Annotated in this window: 22 protein-coding genes; 17 read left to right on the forward strand and 5 right to left on the reverse strand. The window is 66.5% G+C overall.

Annotated elements, in window-relative coordinates; translation table 11 throughout:
- Window positions 1–12: 12 nt before the first annotated feature.
- Complete coding sequence (locus tag VFB33_08475; protein ID HZO81716.1) at window positions 13–696, reverse strand: DUF1122 family protein; 684 nt, start codon at window positions 694–696, stop codon at window positions 13–15.
- A 395-nt stretch (window positions 697–1,091) separates the two neighbouring features.
- On the opposite strand from VFB33_08475, the gene fbp reads away from it, so the two are divergent.
- The 7 genes from fbp (at window position 1,092) to VFB33_08510 (ending at window position 7,979) form a co-directional block, all read left to right on the forward strand.
- The gene (gene fbp / locus VFB33_08480; GenBank protein ID HZO81717.1) at window positions 1,092–2,228 is read left to right on the forward strand and encodes a fructose-1,6-bisphosphate aldolase/phosphatase; all 1,137 of its coding nucleotides are present in this window, start codon (window positions 1,092–1,094) and stop codon (window positions 2,226–2,228) included.
- Between the two features lie 163 nt (window positions 2,229–2,391).
- Window positions 2,392–2,724, forward strand: coding sequence for a DUF190 domain-containing protein (locus tag VFB33_08485; GenBank protein ID HZO81718.1), 333 nt, complete (start codon window positions 2,392–2,394; stop codon window positions 2,722–2,724).
- Window positions 2,724–2,930: a CBS domain-containing protein gene (locus tag VFB33_08490; GenBank protein HZO81719.1), complete on the forward strand. Its 207-nt coding sequence runs from the start codon at window positions 2,724–2,726 to the stop codon at window positions 2,928–2,930. The genes VFB33_08485 and VFB33_08490 overlap by 1 nt, the downstream gene beginning before the upstream one ends.
- Before the next feature lies 1 nt (window position 2,931).
- Window positions 2,932–3,306: a fluoride efflux transporter CrcB gene (crcB, locus tag VFB33_08495; GenBank protein HZO81720.1), complete on the forward strand. Its 375-nt coding sequence runs from the start codon at window positions 2,932–2,934 to the stop codon at window positions 3,304–3,306.
- Between the two features lie 241 nt (window positions 3,307–3,547).
- Window positions 3,548–5,293, forward strand: coding sequence for a hypothetical protein (locus VFB33_08500; protein HZO81721.1), 1,746 nt, complete (start codon window positions 3,548–3,550; stop codon window positions 5,291–5,293).
- A gap of 210 nt (window positions 5,294–5,503) precedes the next feature.
- Entirely contained in the window at window positions 5,504–7,207 is a 1,704-nt protein-coding gene (locus tag VFB33_08505; GenBank protein ID HZO81722.1) for a hypothetical protein, read from the forward strand.
- Window positions 7,208–7,565: 358 nt separating this feature from the next.
- Complete coding sequence (locus VFB33_08510) at window positions 7,566–7,979, forward strand: carboxypeptidase-like regulatory domain-containing protein (GenBank protein ID HZO81723.1); 414 nt, start codon at window positions 7,566–7,568, stop codon at window positions 7,977–7,979.
- 75 nt (window positions 7,980–8,054) lie between these two features.
- Here VFB33_08510 and VFB33_08515 read toward each other — a convergent pair whose 3' ends face one another.
- The 3 genes from VFB33_08515 to dtd are packed head-to-tail and all read right to left on the reverse strand — an operon-like array spanning window position 8,055 to window position 9,483.
- The gene (locus VFB33_08515) at window positions 8,055–8,525 is read right to left on the reverse strand and encodes a tRNA (cytidine(34)-2'-O)-methyltransferase (protein HZO81724.1); all 471 of its coding nucleotides are present in this window, start codon (window positions 8,523–8,525) and stop codon (window positions 8,055–8,057) included.
- A 26-nt stretch (window positions 8,526–8,551) separates the two neighbouring features.
- Window positions 8,552–9,034 carry a DUF1285 domain-containing protein gene (locus VFB33_08520; GenBank protein HZO81725.1) on the reverse strand — a complete coding sequence of 161 codons (483 nt, stop codon included), beginning with the start codon at window positions 9,032–9,034 and terminating at the stop codon, window positions 8,552–8,554.
- Between the two features lie 2 nt (window positions 9,035–9,036).
- Window positions 9,037–9,483 (reverse strand): D-aminoacyl-tRNA deacylase, encoded by a 447-nt coding sequence (dtd, locus tag VFB33_08525; GenBank protein HZO81726.1) that lies wholly within the window; start codon window positions 9,481–9,483, stop codon window positions 9,037–9,039.
- Between the two features lie 133 nt (window positions 9,484–9,616).
- On the opposite strand from dtd, the gene VFB33_08530 reads away from it, so the two are divergent.
- The 10 genes from VFB33_08530 (at window position 9,617) to VFB33_08575 (ending at window position 18,307) form a co-directional block, all read left to right on the forward strand.
- On the forward strand, window positions 9,617–10,516 hold the full coding sequence (locus VFB33_08530) for a prolipoprotein diacylglyceryl transferase (protein ID HZO81727.1): 900 nt from the start codon (window positions 9,617–9,619) through the stop codon (window positions 10,514–10,516).
- Window positions 10,517–10,526: 10 nt separating this feature from the next.
- Window positions 10,527–11,126, forward strand: coding sequence for a TlpA disulfide reductase family protein (locus VFB33_08535; protein ID HZO81728.1), 600 nt, complete (start codon window positions 10,527–10,529; stop codon window positions 11,124–11,126).
- Window positions 11,127–11,244: 118 nt separating this feature from the next.
- Window positions 11,245–12,702 (forward strand): S41 family peptidase, encoded by a 1,458-nt coding sequence (locus VFB33_08540; GenBank protein HZO81729.1) that lies wholly within the window; start codon window positions 11,245–11,247, stop codon window positions 12,700–12,702.
- 125 nt (window positions 12,703–12,827) lie between these two features.
- Complete coding sequence (gene xseA, locus VFB33_08545; GenBank protein ID HZO81730.1) at window positions 12,828–14,315, forward strand: exodeoxyribonuclease VII large subunit; 1,488 nt, start codon at window positions 12,828–12,830, stop codon at window positions 14,313–14,315.
- 11 nt (window positions 14,316–14,326) lie between these two features.
- Window positions 14,327–14,602 (forward strand): exodeoxyribonuclease VII small subunit, encoded by a 276-nt coding sequence (locus VFB33_08550; protein HZO81731.1) that lies wholly within the window; start codon window positions 14,327–14,329, stop codon window positions 14,600–14,602.
- 12 nt (window positions 14,603–14,614) lie between these two features.
- Complete coding sequence (locus tag VFB33_08555; protein ID HZO81732.1) at window positions 14,615–15,364, forward strand: TlyA family RNA methyltransferase; 750 nt, start codon at window positions 14,615–14,617, stop codon at window positions 15,362–15,364.
- A gap of 128 nt (window positions 15,365–15,492) precedes the next feature.
- Window positions 15,493–16,395, forward strand: coding sequence for a LysM peptidoglycan-binding domain-containing protein (locus VFB33_08560; GenBank protein ID HZO81733.1), 903 nt, complete (start codon window positions 15,493–15,495; stop codon window positions 16,393–16,395).
- A 221-nt stretch (window positions 16,396–16,616) separates the two neighbouring features.
- Window positions 16,617–16,970 carry a hypothetical protein gene (locus tag VFB33_08565; protein HZO81734.1) on the forward strand — a complete coding sequence of 118 codons (354 nt, stop codon included), beginning with the start codon at window positions 16,617–16,619 and terminating at the stop codon, window positions 16,968–16,970.
- A 4-nt stretch (window positions 16,971–16,974) separates the two neighbouring features.
- Window positions 16,975–17,484 carry a DUF2231 domain-containing protein gene (locus tag VFB33_08570; GenBank protein ID HZO81735.1) on the forward strand — a complete coding sequence of 170 codons (510 nt, stop codon included), beginning with the start codon at window positions 16,975–16,977 and terminating at the stop codon, window positions 17,482–17,484.
- A gap of 130 nt (window positions 17,485–17,614) precedes the next feature.
- Window positions 17,615–18,307 (forward strand): hypothetical protein, encoded by a 693-nt coding sequence (locus VFB33_08575; protein HZO81736.1) that lies wholly within the window; start codon window positions 17,615–17,617, stop codon window positions 18,305–18,307.
- A gap of 11 nt (window positions 18,308–18,318) precedes the next feature.
- On the opposite strand, the gene VFB33_08580 is transcribed toward VFB33_08575, so the two are convergent.
- On the reverse strand, window positions 18,319–19,902 hold the full coding sequence (locus tag VFB33_08580) for a VWA domain-containing protein (protein HZO81737.1): 1,584 nt from the start codon (window positions 19,900–19,902) through the stop codon (window positions 18,319–18,321).
- Window positions 19,903–19,913: the final 11 nt, after the last annotated feature.

Genomic DNA, 19,913 nt, shown 5'->3' on the forward strand with positions numbered 1-19,913 from the left:
CACGCCGCGCGGCTAGCGGCCCATCTCCTCGAGCAGCGCGCGGGCGCGCGCCTGCGCCTTGCGGATCACCTCGGCCTGGTCGCGACGCTCGGGCAGCGCGCGCCCGACGAAGGCGGCGAGCTCCTCGCGATGGGCCGCGAGCGCGCGGCGCGCCTCGGCCGCGTTTGGGGACTTGTTGGCTTGCAGCTTGCGCGGCCCTTCGTGCCCGCCCTCGGAGAAGTACCAGTCCTTGAAGTGCCCGCGGAACCCCGCGCGAAACATCAGCGCCCCGAGATAACTCGCCGCCGGCGGCACCCGAAGGACGAGCGCGGCGAAGGTCTCCTCCTGCCCGGCGTTTTCGTAGTCGACCATCATGTGGCCGCCGGGCGGGACGAGCTCGCCCACGGCCTCGACGGCCCCCGCCTCGAGCCCCTCGGCGCGCGCGTCGAGCCTTTTGTCCGAGGCAAGCTCAACCTCGGGATAAAGCCGACATTCGAACCACGGTGCGACGCCGCGGCCGCCGGCGCTGACGATGCCCGTCATCAGCGGGCCGCGCGAGACGGCGCCTTCGCGCGCGGCCACGGCGAGCGTGAAGTAGAACCATCCGGTGCGCACCTTGACCGGCCGCACGCTGGTCAGCTTGAGGGTGAAGCGGCCGAGCCGGCGTCCCTCGAGTTGTTGGGCAAGGAGTTGGGCGCGGGGCCTGTCGGCGGGCATCTTGTTTGATGGCGTCGGACGCATAGACTACTATAAAAGCCGCTGTTATACACACGGCGTTTGCTTTTTTGTGATGCGGGATCCGTCGCTCAGCTCGTCCCGGTTTCCGACCGCGCTCTGCGGCACGTGCGCGCGAGACGTGCTCGTTTACGTCGCCCTCGACGAAGCAGAGCGCGAGCGGCGTTACTGCGTGCATTGCGATTCACCGGTGGACGCGCAACTTAGATGGGTGACGGCCGCGCAACTCGAGGCAGAGGGCTATCACTTTGGCACTCCGCCGCCGCGCTCGGCGGGCGGAGGATGCGGCGGCGGATGCGGGACGTGTGGGACGCGTGCCCACCTGGGAGGCGTACCTGGCATCGCCGCGCGCTGATCAGGCGGGAGGATCGCAGAGCATGAAGACTACACTTTCGGTAATCAAAGCGGACGTCGGGTCGATCGGCGGGCATATCAAGCCCTCGGCCCGGCTCAAGGAGACCATCGAACAACACGTGCGCGAGCACGGCAAGAAGCTGCTCACCGACCTGTACGTCAGCTCGACCGGCGACGACGTGGCCCTGCTGATGGCTCATCAGCGCGGAGTGAACGATTCCAAGATTCACGAGCTGGCGTGGGACGCATTCATGGCGGGCACCAAGGTCGCGCGCGCGCAAGGGCTCTACGGCGCCGGCCAGGATCTGCTCAAGGACGCCTTTTCAGGCAACGTGCGCGGCCTGGGGCCGGCCTCGTGCGAGATGGAGTTCGAGGAGCGCCCCAACGAGCCGTTCCTGTTCTTCGCCGCCGACAAGACCGATCCCGGCGCCTACAACCTGCCGCTGTACCTGGCGTTTGCCGATCCGATGCACTGCGCGGGGCTGCTGCTGTCGCCCAAGATGGCCAAGGGCTTCACTTACACCATCATGGACGTCAACCACACCGAGGGCGATCGCATCATCGAGCTCAACGCGCCCGAGGAGATGTACGACATCGCCTGCCTGCTGCGCGATAACGAGCGCTTCGTGGTCGAATCGATCCGCTCGCGCGCCAATAACGACGTCGCCGCCGTGGTCTCGACCTCGCGCCTGCACAATATCGCCGGCACCTACACCGGCAAGGACGACCCGGTCGCGCTGGTCCGCACGCAGGGCAACTTCCCGGCCACGGGCGAGGTGCTTTCGCCATACCGTATCGGACACTATGTGGCGGGCACGATGCGCGGCAGCCATCATGGACCGCTGATGCCGGTCAAGCTGAACTCGACGATCTCGTTCTTCGACGGCCCGGCGGTGGTGAGCTGCGCGGCCTTTTGCGTGCACGAGGGCAAGTTCACGGAGGCGGTGGACGCTTTCGACCATCCGTTCTGGGACTGGGTGCGCAACAACGTCTCGCAGAAAGCGGCTGAAATCCGCAACCAGGGCTTCTCGGGTCCCGCGATGCTGCCGTACACGGAACTGGAGTATGGCGGCGTGGTTGAAAAGATGGGCCAGCTCGACCATCGCTTCACCGTGCGCAAGGAAGGCGTGGGCAACGGGCGCAAGAAGAAGGCGGCCTGAGGCGCGCCGTCCGGATGGGGGGCGCGCGGCATCCGCGGACGCACGGATTCGCTGGATAGTCAAGAAGGGCGCCGCTTGCGGCGCCCTTCGTTTTGCCCGTAATCATTCGGAGCGCGCGCTGACGGCGGGCACCAACGTCCGCCGGGGCGCACGCGATAACGCGATGTTCACCGGCAGGGGCAGACAGCTCACCATCTACCTCGGAGAGAGCGACCTGCACCGCCATCAAGCGCTCTACACGGCGATCGTCGAGCTGCTGCGGCGCGAGGGGCTCAGCGGCGCCACTGTCATCCGCGGCGCCGCCGGCTTCGGGATGTCGAGCGTGGTCCACACATCGGCCGTGCTGCGCCTGTCGATGGATCTGCCAATGGTGGTCACCGTGGTCGACCGCCCCGAGCGCATCGAACGCATCATCCCGAAGCTCGTCGAGATGGCGCCCGCCTCGCTGATCACCGCGCACGACGTCGAGGTCGTCCACGCGGGGTCGCCGACGTGATGACGCGCGAGGTCGTCACCCTGCGCGAGGAGATGTCGGTGGCCAGCGCGCTGGCGCTCTCTGCCGAGCGCGGCGTTAAGCGCATCCCGGTGGTCGACGCCGACGGGCGGCTGGTGGGAATCATCGGGCGCACGGAGCTGATGCGGGCGCTGTTGGGTACGGACGGCGCTTCCGACGAATCTCTGGAGCGCACCGGAGCCGGCTGACGTGAGCGCCCTGCTGTGGGTCGGGCTGGGCGGCTTTCTCGGGGCCAACGCGCGTTACCTGCTCGGCGGATGGGTGGCCACACGGTGGGGTGCGCCCTTTCCGTGGGGCACCTTCGTCATCAACGTCTCCGGCAGCTTCATTCTCGGCTTCTTCCTCGCCTTTGCGCAGGAGCGTCCGTGGGTGGCGCCAGGCGCGCGGTTGCTGTTCGCGGTCGGCTTCGTCGGCGCTTACACCACGTTTTCGACCTACACCTATGAATCGCTGCGCCTGCTCCAGGACGGCCAGGTTGCGCTCGCCGCGTTCAATATCGTGGGCAGCCTGATCAGCGGGCTGGCGGCGGTCTTCGCCGGCGCCGCGCTGGGCAGCGCAGTGTAGAGCCGCCGATCCGTCCCGTATCGGACATCGCCAAAGCAAAGTCGAGACACTGAGACAGTCGCGCTGAAAGGCCGGCGGAGCTTTTCCTTCTGACCCGCGTGCGGCCGCGCCGTTGGCCTGCGGGAGCCGTCGCGTGGGGCGCGCGGCTATGGTTTCTCAAAGTATGCGTCACGCCCAGGCCGAGGCGCGAACGGCTGCTCGCGGCATGCGCCTTGCCCTTGAGCAGGGCGGGGCCGTGTCTATGAAGAAAAGCATTCTGACTCTCATCGCGGGCGCAGTGTTCGCCCTGGCAGCCGTTGTCGGCGCTGCGCATGCGCAGCAATCGCCGCCGGGGATGAGTGGGCACCCGCGCGAAACCCCGAGCGTCAACCGCGGCGGGGACGGCCCGGCGGCCTCTCCGTTTGAAGTGACGCTCGCCGCCTTGCCGCAGATAAGCGCGGCGGAGGTCGCGCTGCGTCCGGCGGCGCCACCGCTCGGAACCGGCGTCAGCGCGGCGGAATTCGCGCAGCGCAAGATGGCGGCGGATTACCAGTCGCAGATGGCCGCCGGCACCGCAGGCGAGACGGCCCCGCCCAGGGCCGTCGGCGCGGGAGGAGCGAAGGTTCCGCCCGCCACCGGCTTTTCGGCACTCAAGCACGGATGCGCGGGGACGAGCTTTGTGCCGCCCGACCAGGGGCTTGCGGTCAATCAGACGTATGTCTTCGAGATGGTCAACGCGTGCGTGGCGGTCTATGACAAGGTGGGCGCGATGCAGGCCGGGTTTCCCAAGAGCCTAAACGCCTTTTTCGGACTTGGCGCGAGCGCGTTTACCTATGACCCGCGCGCGATCTATGACTGGGCCAACAACCGCTTCATCGCAATCGCCACTCGCTCGGGCAGCTCGATCAAGCCGCAGATTCTCCTTGCGGTGAGCCAGACCAACAATCCGCTCGGCGGTTGGAATATCTACAAGTTCAACGGTCCCGCCGAAACGCTCACCGGCGAGCTAACCGACTTTCCGCAGCTCGGCCAGGATCGGAGCGCCGTTTATATCAGTTTCAATCGCTTCACCGCCGGATTGAGTTTCGTCGACGCGCGCTTGATGATCATCCCGAAGTCGAAATTGTACGCTGGGCTGAGCACCGGCTATTTCTGGTTTTTCAACTTCAACGTGGGCGGAACGCAAGTCGACACCGTTGAGCCGGCCAACGAATTCTCGCCCTCCGACCATCCACGCGCCGAGTTCCTGCTCAACTCCTACAACATCAAGTTTGGCGGCGGCCAATGTTCGACCGCCTGCAACGGGCTTGTCGTATGGGCGATCTCCAACCCGCTGGCGACGTCCGCCTCGGGGCCAGAGGCCAGCGGAGTTACCGTCGCCACCGCGAACGACTATCGCCTGCCGCCCAACGCTTCGCAGCCGGCCTGCAGCAACTGTATCCAGACCAACGACGTGCGCATCTCGGGCGGCGTCACCTATCATGCCGGTAGCCTCTTCGGCTCGCTCAACACAGCCTCGGGTAGCGCCTCGGGCTCCCACGTGCTGTGGTTCGAGGTCAAGCCGGTGCTCAACGACAACGGCTCAACTTGCGGCAGCACCAATCTGTGCCCGGACATCACTGACGCCGAAGTGGTCAACGAGGACTGCTACCTGTGCGGCGCTAGCGGTGATTGGTACTATGCCACACTCCAGCCCGATCTGGAGAATAACGTGGCGATGGTCTTCAATTATTCAGACACGACACACGCGCCGTCGCTGGCGTACACCGGGCGGCGCGCGACCTACGGCGTCAATTTGATGCATGACGCGGGGATCTATCTGGTCAACCCCGTTGCCAGCTATACACTCGGCAGCTCGCCGAGGCGGTGGGGTGACTACAGCGCGACCGCGCCCGACCTGAGCAGCGCCGCGTCACAGGTCTGGTTTGCCGGCGAATACTCGAACGCGGCAGGCGTTTGGAGGACGGTGGTCGGGCACAACTCCTTCAACAAGATCGCATATCCTTAGGCCTTGAAGGTCTAGACAAGGCAAAGACCGGCGAGGCTGCCGACAAGCAGCCTCGCTCTTTTTTACATTTTTTCCGTACCAAGCAGTGAAATGGCTGGTAGTTTAGCTTTCCAAACGCTATATCGATAAACTAGCCGTCCAATAGCTCTGACGGAGGGAGGATTGACCTGGATGGCTGGGATGCGTGCGATTGGAAGTTTATTGGTCGTGATGATGATCGCGGCGCCGTCCGCGGCAAACGCGCAAGCGGTCAAAGTCGACAGCGGCAAGCGCGGCGCGAATGATGCGATGGCCTCAACCCAAGTCAATCTCGCCTCACTCCCGCAAATCACGCCGCAGGTAGCGGCGACGCATCTGGCAGCGCCGCCGTTCGGAACCGGGACAACCTGGGCGGAATACGCCGCGCGCAAGGCGGCGGCCGGCGCGCAATCGCAGGCTCTCCGCAACGGTCGGCAAAAGAGCGCGGTGCCAGCGAGCCCGAATGCAACCGGCGTGGAGACGCCGACGGTCGCCGCATTTGGCGCGCTCAAATTCGGATGCGCGGGCACCGACTTAGTCCCGCCCGACCAGGGGCTCGCGGTCAACCAGTCATACGTTCTTGAAATGGTAAACGCCTGCATCGCCGTGTACGACAAGGCGGGCCACCTGCAACCCGGCTTTCCCAAGAGCCTCAACGCCTTCTTCGGCCGTTCGCCGAGCGCGCTCATCTTCGATCCGCGCGCGATCTACGACTGGGCCAATAACCGCTTCATCGCGATAGCGACCATGGCCGGCGATTTGATCAAGCCGCGAATCTTCGTCGCCGTCAGCCAGAGCAGCAATCCGTTGGGGACGTGGAAGCTTTATATACTACCTGGGCCGGGGGACACGCAGGTCGGCGACATCAGCGATTTTCCCGAGCTCGGCCAGGATCGCAGCGCGGTTTATCTTACCTTCAACCGGTTCGACTCGGTCGAAAACTTTCTCGGCGCCGAAATAATAATCCTGCCTAAGGCGAAAATGTACGCGGGGGTGAATTTCACCTACGTGTTCTGGACGGGCATGAAGGAAGGCGGGCAACTGGTGGATACTATCCAGCCGGCCAACGAGTTTTCGCCCTCCGACCATCCGCGTGCGGAGTTTCTGATTAACTCGCGCAATATCAACTTCGGCGGCAGCCAATGCTCGTCATCGACTTGCAACGGCCTGGTGGTGTGGGCGCTCTCGAATCCGCTGGAGATCGGCGGGTCGTCCGAGTTGAGCGGCGTCTTCGTGCCCACCGCAAACGACTACTCGTTGCCACCGCCCGCTACGCAACCTTCCGCCATTCAGCCCGCGTGTACCAGTGGCGGCTGCATCGACACCGGCGACGTCCGCATCTCAGGCGGCGTTACCTATCATGCGGGAAGCCTGTTCGGCTCGCTCAACACGGCGTCTCAGCGCGCCTTGGGGTCGCACGTGCTGTGGTTCGAGGTGAAGCCAGCCCTCAGCGATATCGGGTCGAACGGTTGCAATACCGAGCGTTGCCCGGACATCACCAGCGCCCGGATCGTGAACGAAGACTGCTTCATGTGCACGGTCGCCGGCAACTGGTACTACGCCACGCTCCAGCCCGACCTCGAAAACAACGTCGCGATGGTCGTTCACTACTCCGACGCCAGCAGTTATCCCTCCGTTCTTGTCACCTCGCGGCGCGCGACGCTTGATCCGAATATGATGCACGACAGCGGCACGTACCTGATCGCGCCCGTCGCAAGCTACAATTCTCCCATTGGTGAGACGCCGCCATTTCGCTGGGGCGACTACACGGCGACCGCGCCGGATTTGACGAGCGCAAATTCGCAAGTGTGGTTCGCGGGTGAGTTTTCCAACGCCGCCGGGGTCTGGCGCACGGCGATCGGCCATCTTTCGTTCAACAAGATCGTCGATCCCTGAGGGATCCGCTGTAGCAGTATTTGTAGGAGGCATGCGGGGGCATGAATGTCACGTCCCGCCTGCTTGCCTTTGGCGCCGTTGAGGCAGGCCCTCGCCTCCCTGTCTCCGTTTGGCTCCACGCAGTGCGCTCGCGGTCAGAACCGGTCGCCGGCTTGAGCGCGAAGGCGTCACCATCGGTCACTAGCCCTCGTGAGCAGGAATATTTGTGTCAGCTGGTCCTCAGACCCGCGCGACGGGTGATTCTTCTAAAGCTTTCGTTTGAGCGGGCCGGAATCTTCGCCCAGGACCCTCCGGGCGTCGGACAGGATCGCCGTGCCATCGTTGGCAGGAGTATGCTCCACCGCAAGGGGTGACTCCGATGCCGATACGCTGGTGGCAGCCGTGTGCGATGCTCGTCGTAGCTGCTTTGATCCTTGCCGGCTGCGCGCGCGGGGGCGGTCCGTCGGACCCGGGCGAATCCGCGCCTGGCACGCTCAGCGGCGAGATCACCCGCGGTCCGATGTTTCCGGTGAGCGGCCCGGGCGCGCCGTCGCCCGCGACCGCGCCGGTAGCCGGCGCCGAGCTTCGAATCGTCGATTCAAACGGAGCGCTTGTTGCGACGGCACGCACGGGTGCCGACGGGCGCTACCAGGTGAGCCTGCCGGCGGGCGAATATCGCCTTGAACGCGGCGCGGGATTCTCCGGCGCGACCAAAAATTTGCCGGCCAAGATTGCGATCAGTCCGGGAGGCCACACCCGCTTCGACGTGCTTGTCGATACGGGAATCCGCTGAAGCCCGAGGTTCGCGTCGTGCGCCTTTTCGACGTGGACGCCAAAGCAGAGGCTCGCCAAAACAAGGCGGCCCCGGCTATTCAATCAAGCCGCTTTGGCGGAGCGCCTCGTACAGCACGACCGACACCGCGTTGGACAGGTTGAGGCTGCGCACGCCGGGCTCGAAGATCGGGATGCGGTAGGTGTCGGCCTCGCGCTCGCGGAGGAATTCTGCGCCGAGTCCTTTGGTCTCGCTGCCGAAGACGAGGAAGTCGCCCGGCGCATAGCGCGCGCCAAGGTAGGAATTGGCGGCGCGCGCCGAGAAATATTTGAACCGCCGCGCCGGATCGCCCGTCGCAAATTCGTCCCATCCCGCGTACGTTCGCAGATCGACCAGCGGCCAGTAATCCAGCCCGGCGCGCTTGAGATAGCGGTCCTCGAGCGAGAAACCGAGTGGGCCCACCAAGTGCAGGCGCGCGCGCGTCGCCGCCACGAGGCGCGCGATGGAGCCCGTGTTCTGCGGAATCTCCGGTCGCACCAGCACAATGTGGAAGGAGGGGGCGCGCAACGCCGTCGGCACGTCCGGGCGCGGAGTCAATCGGCGTGCGCGCTCGCCTGCGCCATCCTCAGCGGATAGCGCCGCCCGCGCAACGAGATCGAGAAACCGCCGCCGCTGTCGGCTTCGAAGCTCGGACTCAGATGATAGTACGCCGAGCGCAGGAAGCGCGCGCGAAAGGCGCCGCCCTTCACCCGGCAATAGAGCACGTTGTCGGCCCCGATTTCGAGCGTGGCCGGGTCGAGTTCCTCGCGATCCTCGTCATTGAGTACCAGCACAAACCCGTTTCGTGGGTCGCCCTCGACCGTTTTGACCACATAGGGCGTGTCCTCGACGGTTATCGGCGCGCGCTCTTCGGCGACTTGCAGGTAGTAGCTGCCGTCGGGGTTACGGCGCAGCGAGCGGCTGAAAAGCAGCGCGATGCGCGGATTGTCGATCCGCTCGTCGTCGCTGTACCAATGGCCGTCGCGGCGAAACGAGATTCGCCCCGACTCGACCGCGTAAAAGCCCGCGCGTGCCATCCTCAACGCTCCCGGCTGTCGAACAAGATCGTGACCGGCCCGTCGTTGACCAGTTCGAGTGCCATGTGGGCGCCGAACTCTCCTGTTTCGACTCTAACACCGCCCGCACGTGCGAGCGATACGAAGTACTCGTACAGCGGGCGCGCAACCTCTGGCGGCGCGGCGCGGATGAACGAGGGGCGCCGCCCGCCGCTGGTGTCGGCGAGCAGCGTAAACTGTGAGACCACCAGAAGTTCGCCGCCCACCGCGGCGAGCGCGAGATTCATCTTGCCCGCCGCGTCGGCGAACACGCGCAGGCCCAGGATACGGTCCGCGATGAAGGCGGCGTCGGCTTCGGTGTCGTCGCGCGCGACGCCGAGCAGCACCACGAAGCCCAGCCCGATGCGGCCAAGGCATCTGCCGCCCACGCTGACCTCGGCGCGGCTCACCCGTTGAACAACCGCTCGCATCCTGCCGTCAGATCTAGCAGACCCCGGCTGCCGGGCGGGAATGCGCGGTGGCGCGCGGACAAGGTCCGCAGCGGCGCGCAAGACCGGACGGCTGGTCTGTTGGCCGAGCGCCGTACTATAGTTGCTAGCGCCGATGATTCCGATTCTGTTGCGCTTCGGTCCGATCGATCTGCTCGGCCATCCGGTCACCCTCACCATCTACAGCTACGGGCTGATGATGGCGCTCGGCTTTATCGCCGCCGACGTCGTGATCAGCACCGAGTGCCGCCGGCGCGGGATCAATCCCGATTTCGCGACCGCCCTGGTGCTGTGGGCGGCGGTGGGAGGGCTGGCGGGCGCGCGCCTATACGACGTCCTTGACAATTGGCGCGTGTACATGGCCGACCCGGTCGCGATCGTATGGTCGGGCTCGGGCTTCGTATGGTTCGGGGGCTTCTTCGGCGGGGTCATCGCCGCCTACTTCGTCGCGCGCCATTACCGGCTCCCGTTTTGGGTGACGGCCGACATGGCGGGGCCAGCGCTCGCGATCGGCCAGGCTTTCGGTCGAATCGGATGCCTGGTGTCGGGCGACGGCGACTGGGGGCTGCCCTCAACGCTGCCGTGGGCGATGTCGTTTCCCAGGGCGATCGTGGGGTGGAACGCGCAGACGGTCCTCAAGCTCGATGCCCACGGCAATTTGGTGTCGGGTTTTTTCCCGGGCGTGCGGGTCCATCCGACGCCGCTTTACGAAGCGATTCTCTACACCGTGGTATTCGGCGTGCTGTGGTCCCTGCGCGATCGAGTCGGGGTGAACGGCAGGCTTTTCTGCCTTTACCTGGTGCTGCTCGGAGCATGTCGCTTCACGGTCGAATTCTGGCGCGTGAATCCGCGCGTACTGTGGGGGCTGAGCGAAGCGCAACTGATTTCCGCCGCGATGGTAGTGGTCGGCGTTACGGCGCTCTACCTGACCGGTGGTATCGTCTCGGGATGGCGTCGCGAGACGACAAAGGCTTCGCTCGGCGCATCCGCGCCCAAGGCGGCAGCGCGCGCCTAGGATTGCCGCGATGACTCGGCGGGTGAAGACGCTCTCGGCGATTGCGGGATTGGCGATCGCGACAGCCCTCATCCTGGCGGCGCTCGCGCGTTCGCCACGCACCGGACCTACCGCCGAACAGGTCCAGCAGGCGGCCGACAAGCTCGCCCATGACGAGGGCGCACCGATCGCGGCCGGCGAGCCCGCCGCGTCGTTCAAGCTCACTGACCTGGCGGGCAGGACGGTTTCGCTCGCCTCGCTGCGCGGCAAGGTGATCTTTCTAAACATCTGGGCAACCTGGTGCGCGCCGTGCCGCGAGGAGATGCCCTCCATGGAAAAGCTGTACGAGAGGCTGCGCGGCAACCACGGCTTCGTGATGCTGGCGGTGAGCCAGGACACCGGTGGACGCCAGCTGGTCGCCGACTACGTCAAGAAGCACGGCTACCAGTTCGACGTGTTGCTTGACCCGCAGAATGCGGTCGCCGACGCCTACCGGATAAGCGGCGTGCCCGAGACTTTCATCATCGACCGCCAAGGGCGCATCGTGGCCCATCACTCTGGCGCCTTCGACTGGTCGCAGCCCGAGATTCGCACCGCGATCGAGGAACTGCTTGCCCAAGGCAAGGGTTAGGCAGGGGGCCGAAGCGCGCGCCCGAGGGTGGGCCGGGTGGCGCGCGGCGCGCGCAAGGAATATGCTTAGGGAGCGGCCCGCCCCGTGAAGCCCGGGCGGTGCGTGCAACGAGCGAGTAATGAAACGTTATCGTTCCCGTTTCCTGGTCGCGGCGGCTTGCGCGCTCGGCCTGATCGTGGTGATGGCCGAGGTTGCGGTGCGCCGCGCCGACGCCCTGCCGGACGACACCTACAAGGAACTGGCCACCTTCGCCAACGTGCTGGCGATCGTGCAAAAGAATTACGTCGAGCCGGTCACCACCAAGCAGCTCATCAACGGCGCGATCACCGGCATGCTGTCTTCGCTCGACCCCCACAGCGCCTACCTGACGCCGGACCTCTACCGCGACCTTGAGGTCGAGACCCGCGGCAGTTTCGGCGGCTTGGGGCTCGAAGTCACGATCAAGAACGACATCCTGACTGTGGTCGCCCCGATCGAGGACACCCCGGCCTATCGCGCCGGAATCAAGGCGGGCGACCAGATCATCAAGATCAACGACGATTTCACCAAGGGCATGACGCTGACCGACGCGGTCAAACGGATGCGCGGGCCCAAGGGCAGCCAGATCCATCTCACGCTCCATCGCAAGGGCGTGCCCGAACTGTTCACGGTTTCGGTCACCCGCGAGGTGATCAAGATCAAGTCGGTCAAGACCAAGGAGCTGCGCCACGGCTACGATTATCTGCGGATCACGAGCTTTGAAGAGGGCACCAGCGACGAGGTACAAAAGGCGATTGCCAAGTTCCGCAAGCAGCACGGCGGGCAGATAAAGGGCCTGGTGCTCGACCTGCGCGACAACCCGGGCGGACTGCTCAACCAGGCCGTGCAGGTTTCCGATGACTTCCTCGACGGCGGGCTGATCGTTTATACCCAGGGCCGACTGGAAAACCAGCAGCAGAAGTATTTCTCTCATCGTAAGACGGATTTTGTGGACTACCCGATGGTGGTGCTGGTCAACGGCGGCAGCGCTTCGGCCAGCGAGATCGTCGCCGGCGCACTGCAGGATCAGCGCCGCGCTGTCATCGTCGGCACCCAGACCTTCGGCAAAGGCTCGGTCCAGACCATCCTGCCGCTCGACGACCATTCGGCGCTGCGCCTGACCACCGCGCGCTACTACACGCCCAACGGACGCTCGATCCAGGCCGTCGGCATCACGCCCGACGTTGTCAGCCAGCCGCCCAAGCCGACCCTCGCCGCGCTTGAGCAGCAGGGCGCCATCTTTGACGAGGACGCCGAAATCCGCGAGAGCGACCTGCTCCATCACTTCAAGAACAAGGAAGTTGGGCCGCACTCCCACGAGAAACAGCAAACGGCTCCGGGAGCCGGGCCGCAGAAGCCCGACGCGAGCAAGGGCAAGACGGGCGCGGGCACCAAGCAGGAGAAAGACGTCCAGCTCGACCGCGCAATCGACGTGCTCGAGCACTGGCGCAGCTACAAGCTCCAGCTTGCGCGCAACGAAGGCCCTGCCGCGCCGCCCGCCGCGAGCACCGCGTCTGCCGCTCCCGCCGAGCAAAGCCCGGCTGGCGCGGACCGCTGACCCCGACGGACGCCCGCGGTCGCCGCCGGCTGCCGCGACTAAAGCCACTGCCGCGTCTCATGATGCCGCCGCCCGCACGGGCGGCGGCCTACTTCGGGCGGCGGCCATCTGGTAAGTTGAGCGCCATGGCGGGCCAGCTCGAACTCGCGCTGCGCGGCCAGGCGCGTGCGTACAGCATCACGCAGTTGGTGCGGATGGTGCGCGAGACGCTGGAGGCCAACCTGGAAGAATGCTGGGTGGTGGGCGAGGTTTCCAATGCCCGCATCGCCCCCTCCGGTCATCTCTACTTCACGCTGAAGGATGAGCGCAGCGCGATAAACGCCGTGATGTTCCGCGCGGCGGCCGCGCGCCTGCGCTTCAAGCTCGCTGACGGGGTCGCGGTTGTCGCGCGCGGGCGGGTCGATCTCTATGAGTCCCGCGGCGCGCTCCAGTTCTATGTTGAGGAGATGGAGCCGCGCGGCCTCGGCGCGCTCCAGCTCGCCTTCGAGCAGCTCAAGCAGCGGCTCGGAGGCGAAGGGCTGTTCGCGTCTGAGCGCAAGCGGCCGTTGCCCTGTTTGCCCGCGGTGATCGGAATCGTGACCGCGCTCGGTGGCGCCGGCTTGCGCGACATTGTGACCATCCTGCTTGCCCGTTATCCGAACCTCCATCTGATCATCCGGCCCGCGCGCGTCCAGGGCGCGGGGGCGGCGGCCGAAATCGCCGGGGCAATCGACGACCTCAACCAGGACGGGCGCGCCGAGGTGCTGATAGTAGGGCGTGGCGGCGGCTCGCTGGAGGATCTCTGGGCGTTTAACGAGGAGGTGGTTGCGCGCGCGATCCATCGCTCGCGTATTCCGGTGGTCTCGGCCGTTGGCCACGAGGTCGACTACACTATTGCCGATTTCGTCGCCGATGTGCGCGCACCCACGCCGACCGCCGCCGCGCAGCTCGTCGTTCCGGCCAAGGCCGAACTCCGGCGGCGTCTGGACGAGACGGCGGCCACGCTTCACGGCGCAATCGTCAGCGCGCTCTCGGGACGGCGTCGCGCGGTGGGGCTGTTGCGCGGGCGCTTGCGCGAGCCGCGCGCCGCGCTGCGCCAGGCGCGACAGCGCGCCGACGAAGCGGCGGCGGGGCTGGGCGCGGCGCTCGCGGCGCGGATGCGCGAGCGGCGGAGCCTCGTCGCGGCGCTCGCCGCGCGGCTCAAGCCGCCGCGTGCGATGGCACGCGAGCTCAGGCTCGGCGTGGGTCGCGCGGCGCTCCATCTGGGGCAGACGATGGGCGCGCGGCTGGCGCGGCTCGCGATGCGGGTGGACGCGATGCGCGCGAGGTTGGGCGAGGCGGCGCCGCGCACGATGGCTGCGCGGCGCCGCGCCGCGCTCGTTGGCGCAAGCGCCCGGATGGCGGCCGCGATCGAGCGCGCGCAGGCGCGCCGGCGCACCGAGCTGGCCGCGCTCGCCGCGCGCCTGGATTCGATCTCGCCGCTTAAGGTGCTCGAGCGCGGCTACGCGGTCGTGACCAATGCGCGCGACGGCCACCTCCTGACCGACGCCGCGCGCGCCGAGGTCGGCGACGAGCTCGACATCCGGCTGAGCCGCGGCCGCCTGCGCGCGCGCACCGTGGCGCGCGAAACCTGAGGCCTTCATATATGGCGACCAACCGCAAGAAATTCGAAGAGGAACTCAAAGACCTCGAAGCAATCGTCGCGCAGATCGACTCGGGCGAGCTCTCGCTGGAAGACTCGATTAGCGCCTTCGAGCGCGGCGTGGGGCTGGTGCGTTCGCTCAACCAGAAACTCGACGAGGTCGAGCGCAAGGTCGAACTGCTGATGCGCAACGCGCAGGGCGAACTCAAGAGCGCCGCCTATGAGTCGTTGGCGAAGCCCGAGGGCGGCCGCGACGAAGACGAGGAGCCTCCCTTCTGAGCCGCGGCGGCGATGGCGAAGCGGCGGCTGGACCTTGAACTCGTGCGCCGCGGCTTGGCGCCCAGCCGCGAGAGCGCGCAGCGCCTGATCATGGCCGGGCGCGTGCGAGTCGATTCGCGTCCTGCTCTCAAGGCCGATTTAGGAGTTGGCGAACACAACTCAATCGAGCTGGTCGGCGGAGCGACCGAGTACGCAAGCCGTGGCGGGCTGAAGCTTGCCGCCGCGCTCGACCATTTCGGCATCGACCCGGCCGGCCGCCGCGCGCTCGACGTCGGCGCCTCCACCGGCGGCTTCACCGACGTCCTTCTGCGCAGGGGTGCGGCGCACGTCGTCGCGCTGGACGTTGGCTACGGCCAGATCGCGGAGCGCTTGCGGCGCCACGCGCGCGTCACCGTGCTTGACCGCACCAATATCCGCTTCGTCAAGCCGGGCAATCTGCCCTACGCGCCGGAACTGGTAACGATCGACGTGAGCTTCATCTCACTGCGGTTGGTGCTGCCGGCGGTGCTCGCGCTGAGCGTGCCGGAGGTCGAAATCGTGGCGCTGATTAAGCCGCAGTTCGAGGTCGGCAAAGGCATGGTCGGCAAGGGCGGGGTGGTGCGCGACGACGCCCTGCGCATCGAGGCCGTCGTGAGAATTGTCGAGTTCGCCCAAGGGCTCGGGCTGGAGGTTCTGGGCACAATTGAATCGCCGGTCCGCGGCGCGGCCGGCAACCTGGAGTATCTGGCGGCGATGCGCCGGCGGGCGAATTCGCATCAGTGAACGAAAATCGTGTCTAAATGGCACAAAAGTGATTTGGACGTGCCTTCTGTAAAACCCCCATTTGCATCCTGTTCATCTTGGATTTAGGCTTGACTGGGCGGATGACCGTGCGCGCGAGTCTTTTGACCATGAAGTTTGGTTCGCTGCTGGCAGGCCTTGTTGTCCTCTCATGCCTTTGCCTGACGGCATCGCCGCTCATCGCCCAGGACGAACCGCCGGCACCTGCGGCGGGGGCCGAGGAGCAGGGACCGGCTGAAGAGCCCGCGCCGCCCCCGTCGCCGGTCCATCGCCACCCCGGCGAATTTTCCTATACCGTCCGCCCGGGCGACTCGCTCGGCTCGATCGCTTCGACCTTCGGCATCCAGGTTTCTGACATCGCACGCGCCAACCGCATCAGCCAGGACGCGATGCTGATGGTGGGTCAGACGCTGCGCATCCCGAATCCGTTCGCGGCGCGGATGCGCGAGCTGACTGCGGAGAACCAGAAGCTCAGCGACGAGCTTACGTTGGCGCGCTCGCGCGCCGACCAGGCCGACGCGTCGGCCAGTACGCTCAAGGCCCAGGTGCAGCAGTTGACCGCGGGCAATCAGGAGCAGGCGCGCGAGCTCAGGATGCTGCCTTGGTGGCGCGGCGCGGTGTACAGCGCGGCGATCGTCGCGCTGTTGATGCTGGGCGTCACCGCGCTCGCGATCCTTGAGTGGTTCCTGTTGCGCCGGCGGTACGTCGCCGTCGCGGAGATGAACGAGTCGCTGCGCAGGCTCGACCAGCGTTACAAGGTGCTGTTCGCGAAGGCCGAGTTGCGGATGCAGGAGCTCTACGGGCGGCGCCGACGCGGGATGGCCGACGACCAGGAGCGGCCGAAGCTTCCCGAAGAGGCCGAGCTCGAACTGCTCGACCAGCAGCTTCGCGACGTCCTCGAGCACCATCTCGAACAGCTCGGCGGCCGCGCGCGCGCCCGCCGGCGCGGCCGCTGGCGCGAAGACTTCGGCGCGGTCGCGCCGCCGGTCGAGGCTCGCTCGGCGCGGCGCTAGCGCCATTCCTTCGCGCAATTATTTTCCTGCTGCGCCGGCGGAGATATTGTTCAACACTCACACTCCTCGTGCGCAGCCCTTGTCATACGCGCCGGGCGTGAAATAATCAGAAAGATTTCGGGAACATCGGCCGAAGCTCCGGCGTTATGAGCGTTGACGGCCTGTTCTTGGACGGCGTGCTCCGACCAGCGGAGCCAGCGGCGAAGACCTGGAGGTGAGCGATGCGAAGGATGGTGATTGCCGGCCTCGGGCTGGCGCTCGCAATCGGCGTTGGGGGGATGGCGGTGGCGGCCGAGCAGTCGGTCACTGGCAACCTCGTCGATACGTTCTGCTACACGGTGGTCGGCGCGCACGGAGCGGGCCATGCGCAATGCGCGCTCAAGTGCGCGCAGAAGGGGATCCCGGTTGGCCTGGTCGAGAAGGGCACCAGCAAGATGTACATCCTACTGCCGCCCAAGAACGCCCAGGGGCTGCCCGCCGACGTGATCAACAGTATGGAGAAGGAAGTTACGGTCACCGGCAAGAGCTATTCCAAGGACGGCGTCGAATTTCTCACCGTCGAGGCGGTGAAGTGATCCCGTGCTAGCGGCTTTGCTCCGGGACGCGCAGCGCCTGTTCGCGTTGCCCGGGGTCCAGCACGTCCAGAACATCCATCCGCTGGTCGTCCACTTTCCAGTGGCGCTCCTGCCGGCGGCCGCGCTGGTGTACTGGCTGGCCTTCCTGGCGCGGCGCGAAGCGTGGCAGTGGACCGGGCTGTGGTTGCTCATCCTTGGCGTGCTCGGCGCTGGGGCGGCGGTCGCCAGCGGATGGTACGCCGCGCCGGGCGTGATGCTTGCGCCGTCGGTCAAGGAGAACCTGCTCGTTTACCACAAGTGGATCATGGTCGCGACGCTCGCGCTCAGCACGGCACTCGTGCTATGGGCCGCGCTCGCGCGGCCGATGCCGCGGCGATGGCGGGGACTGTTCCTGGTGCTGCTGCTGGTGATGGTCGGGGTGGCTGCCAAGGGCGCCGACTACGGCGCGCGGATGGTATACGACTACAACGCCGGCGGCTACGCCTGCAGCCAGCCAATCGAGTTCAGCCAGTAGAATCTTTCCGCACGCCCGCTGTGCGCGCCGCCCTTTTTGTTCCGCAATCGGCAGACCTTAGCCTGTAGATTCGTCTTACTTGCGATCGCCGAAGGCGATATACAGGAAAGCCGGAGTTTCATCGGAAGTCATGCGGCGTTTGTATCGACACGACGGGACTGCGGGTTTTTGGCTCGTCTATGCAAGCACGGTCTGCGCGGCGCTCGCGCTTGGCGCGTGCTCGATGCTCCATCGCGCGGCGTCCTCCGGGACGGCGGCCGCAGCGCCGTCGGCGGCGGCTGAGGGGCAGGCGGCGGACCAGAGCGAGGCGACGCCTCCGCCACCGGGGGCGACGATCAACCTCTCGTACACCCGCAAGGGTGATTACCTCACTTCGCTCAGCGTCACGAAATTCTCCGGCGCCGAGGTGGTCGAGACGCGCCAGATGGATCCCCGCCACTCGATAAGTGTCGTGCGCTTCGACGGCGGCGCTCCCATCTGGGAGATCAAGGCTGACACCGGCGTGCTCTCCGACCTTCCAGGCCTGCGTTCGCGCGAGAAGTTCGCACTCAAGGCCGCCAGCTACGGCAAGCTCCCGCCGCATTTTATCCAGGTGACGCCCGAAAATACGCCGCCCGAGCCGCTCGAGCCCGGCCGCTACTACATCTTCGCCGCCCGCCGCGCCTCGGGCTCGGTCAGCTACGAGGCGGTGCGGGTCGGGGCCGAGGGCGAGTTGGACGGCTACGACGCCGAGCCGCGCGCGGGGACGAGCTACGCGCTGTGCTGCAACGTCCCGGCCGACTTCGCGGTACCGGCGCCGCCGATGCAGGGCGCCAACCCCTAGCCCGGGCCGCGTCAGATCTTCAGGAAGATCTCGCGGGTGTCGGCGGCGCTGAGCTGCTTGACCGAGCTTACGCGGTCGCTGAACTGAGCGAGCGTGGACAGCTCGCTCGAGCCGATATCGACCAGCACCGCGAAGATCGAAAATTGCAGCTCTTCCTTGCGCCGGCGCAGCTCGGCCAGCCATTGCGGCGCCACCTGCGACTCGCCGTCGGTGATTATCACGATATCCGCGCGCTTGAGCCGCTTGTGCGCGATCAGCTCGACCGCGGCGTCGAGCGGCTGCTGAAAGTCGGTGCCGCCGCCAGGAAAGTACTCGGCCAGCTCCATCACCCGCGACAGCTCGGGCTGGTAGCGCCGCTCGCTGTTGAGGTCGAGCACGCGCAGACTTTGCGGGCCAGAGGAGAAAAGCACCGCGCGGAAGAGCCGGCGCTGGCGGCGCGCGATGTCCATCAGGGTCAGGCAAACCGCCTTGGCCCACAGCTCCTTGTCGCCCTGCATCGAGGAGCTTACGTCCACGCACACCACCATCGGGCCCTTGCCCTTCTGTTCCTCCTCGCGCAGGCGGTATTGGAGCAGCTCGCCTTCGAGCAGGCGGCGGCCGAAGTCGCGTTTGAGCGCGGGATTGAGCAGGCCCAGCAGTTCGGACGGGATGAGTTGCCCCAGCTCGGCGCCGCGCTCGACGTCGTAGGTCTCGGCGACGCCGCGCTCGAGCGTCTTGCGCCGCAGTGCGCGCGCGTCCTGCTTGAAGCGGCCGACCAGGCGCGCGAGCTCGCCCAGCTTGCGGTTGCGCGCCAGATGGCGACCGAGTTCCAGGCGTTCGCCCGCCGACAGCCGCCCGCCTTGGCCGAACTCAAGGCTGAAGTCGTGGCTGTCCTGGGCGACGCGGTCGATCTCCTGCGCGAGCTCGAAGCTCTTGACCTCCATCCGGCGCAGCTCGCCGCGCTCGGCGTTGGAGATCTGCTCTTCGACCTGGCGCGCCTTCTGGTTGAGCCGCGCCTCGGAGACCTGGGCGGCGCGCTCCGCCGCCTCCTTGAGCTGTTCAAGCTTCTTCCTGAGCTCCTCGTCGGGCGCGCCTTCGGAGTCGGCGGGTTTGAGCGTCTGCTCGACCTGTTTGAGCTCCTCGGCGCGCGCAGCGAGGTCTTCCTCCTGATGGTGGAGGTCCCAGAGGTCGAGCAGCTCGCGGCGGTTGAGCAGCCGTTCCGAGCGCACCAGTTCGAGCGCGCGCTCGGCGAGCGCCAGCGCCGCGATCGCCGCCTTGTCCTCTTCGAGCGCGGTGCGCTCCTTGAGCGCGGCGAAGGCGGGCGTGGCGAGCAGCTCGCGCAGGATCGTATGGTTGAGCAGCGCGCTCTTGCGCACGGCGTCGGCTTTCAGCCAGACGATGTTGTATTTGAACAGCGCGAAGAAAAGATCGCCAAGCAGCGTGTCGAAGTGCGGCACCAGCCGCCGCCCCGCCTCGACCAGCTCGCCGAGCGCCGCCGAGCCCATCCCGATCTCGCTCCAGGCGCGGCGGTCGTAGCTGTCGCTCTCGATCCACGCCGCGCCGGCGGGCACGGTCGGGATATACAGGCGTCTGGGCTTGACCGGCTTCCTGGCCATCGGGAGATGCC

Source organism: Candidatus Binataceae bacterium, assembly GCA_035650475.1.
GTDB lineage: Bacteria > Desulfobacterota > Binatia > Binatales > Binataceae > JAKAVN01.

Coding starts and splice junctions, on each gene's coding strand:
- VFB33_08475 (HZO81716.1), bottom strand. CDS start 696: ATGCCCGCCGACAGGCCCCGCGCCCAACTCCTTGCCCAACAACTCGAG.
- fbp (HZO81717.1), top strand. CDS start 1,092: ATGAAGACTACACTTTCGGTAATCAAAGCGGACGTCGGGTCGATCGGC.
- VFB33_08485 (HZO81718.1), top strand. CDS start 2,392: ATGTTCACCGGCAGGGGCAGACAGCTCACCATCTACCTCGGAGAGAGC.
- VFB33_08490 (HZO81719.1), top strand. CDS start 2,724: ATGACGCGCGAGGTCGTCACCCTGCGCGAGGAGATGTCGGTGGCCAGC.
- VFB33_08500 (HZO81721.1), top strand. CDS start 3,548: ATGAAGAAAAGCATTCTGACTCTCATCGCGGGCGCAGTGTTCGCCCTG.
- VFB33_08505 (HZO81722.1), top strand. CDS start 5,504: ATGATGATCGCGGCGCCGTCCGCGGCAAACGCGCAAGCGGTCAAAGTC.
- VFB33_08510 (HZO81723.1), top strand. CDS start 7,566: ATGCCGATACGCTGGTGGCAGCCGTGTGCGATGCTCGTCGTAGCTGCT.
- VFB33_08520 (HZO81725.1), bottom strand. CDS start 9,034: ATGGCACGCGCGGGCTTTTACGCGGTCGAGTCGGGGCGAATCTCGTTT.
- dtd (HZO81726.1), bottom strand. CDS start 9,483: ATGCGAGCGGTTGTTCAACGGGTGAGCCGCGCCGAGGTCAGCGTGGGC.
- VFB33_08530 (HZO81727.1), top strand. CDS start 9,617: ATGATTCCGATTCTGTTGCGCTTCGGTCCGATCGATCTGCTCGGCCAT.
- VFB33_08535 (HZO81728.1), top strand. CDS start 10,527: ATGACTCGGCGGGTGAAGACGCTCTCGGCGATTGCGGGATTGGCGATC.
- VFB33_08540 (HZO81729.1), top strand. CDS start 11,245: ATGAAACGTTATCGTTCCCGTTTCCTGGTCGCGGCGGCTTGCGCGCTC.
- xseA (HZO81730.1), top strand. CDS start 12,828: ATGGCGGGCCAGCTCGAACTCGCGCTGCGCGGCCAGGCGCGTGCGTAC.
- VFB33_08550 (HZO81731.1), top strand. CDS start 14,327: ATGGCGACCAACCGCAAGAAATTCGAAGAGGAACTCAAAGACCTCGAA.
- VFB33_08555 (HZO81732.1), top strand. CDS start 14,615: ATGGCGAAGCGGCGGCTGGACCTTGAACTCGTGCGCCGCGGCTTGGCG.
- VFB33_08560 (HZO81733.1), top strand. CDS start 15,493: ATGAAGTTTGGTTCGCTGCTGGCAGGCCTTGTTGTCCTCTCATGCCTT.
- VFB33_08565 (HZO81734.1), top strand. CDS start 16,617: ATGCGAAGGATGGTGATTGCCGGCCTCGGGCTGGCGCTCGCAATCGGC.
- VFB33_08575 (HZO81736.1), top strand. CDS start 17,615: ATGCGGCGTTTGTATCGACACGACGGGACTGCGGGTTTTTGGCTCGTC.
- VFB33_08580 (HZO81737.1), bottom strand. CDS start 19,902: ATGGCCAGGAAGCCGGTCAAGCCCAGACGCCTGTATATCCCGACCGTG.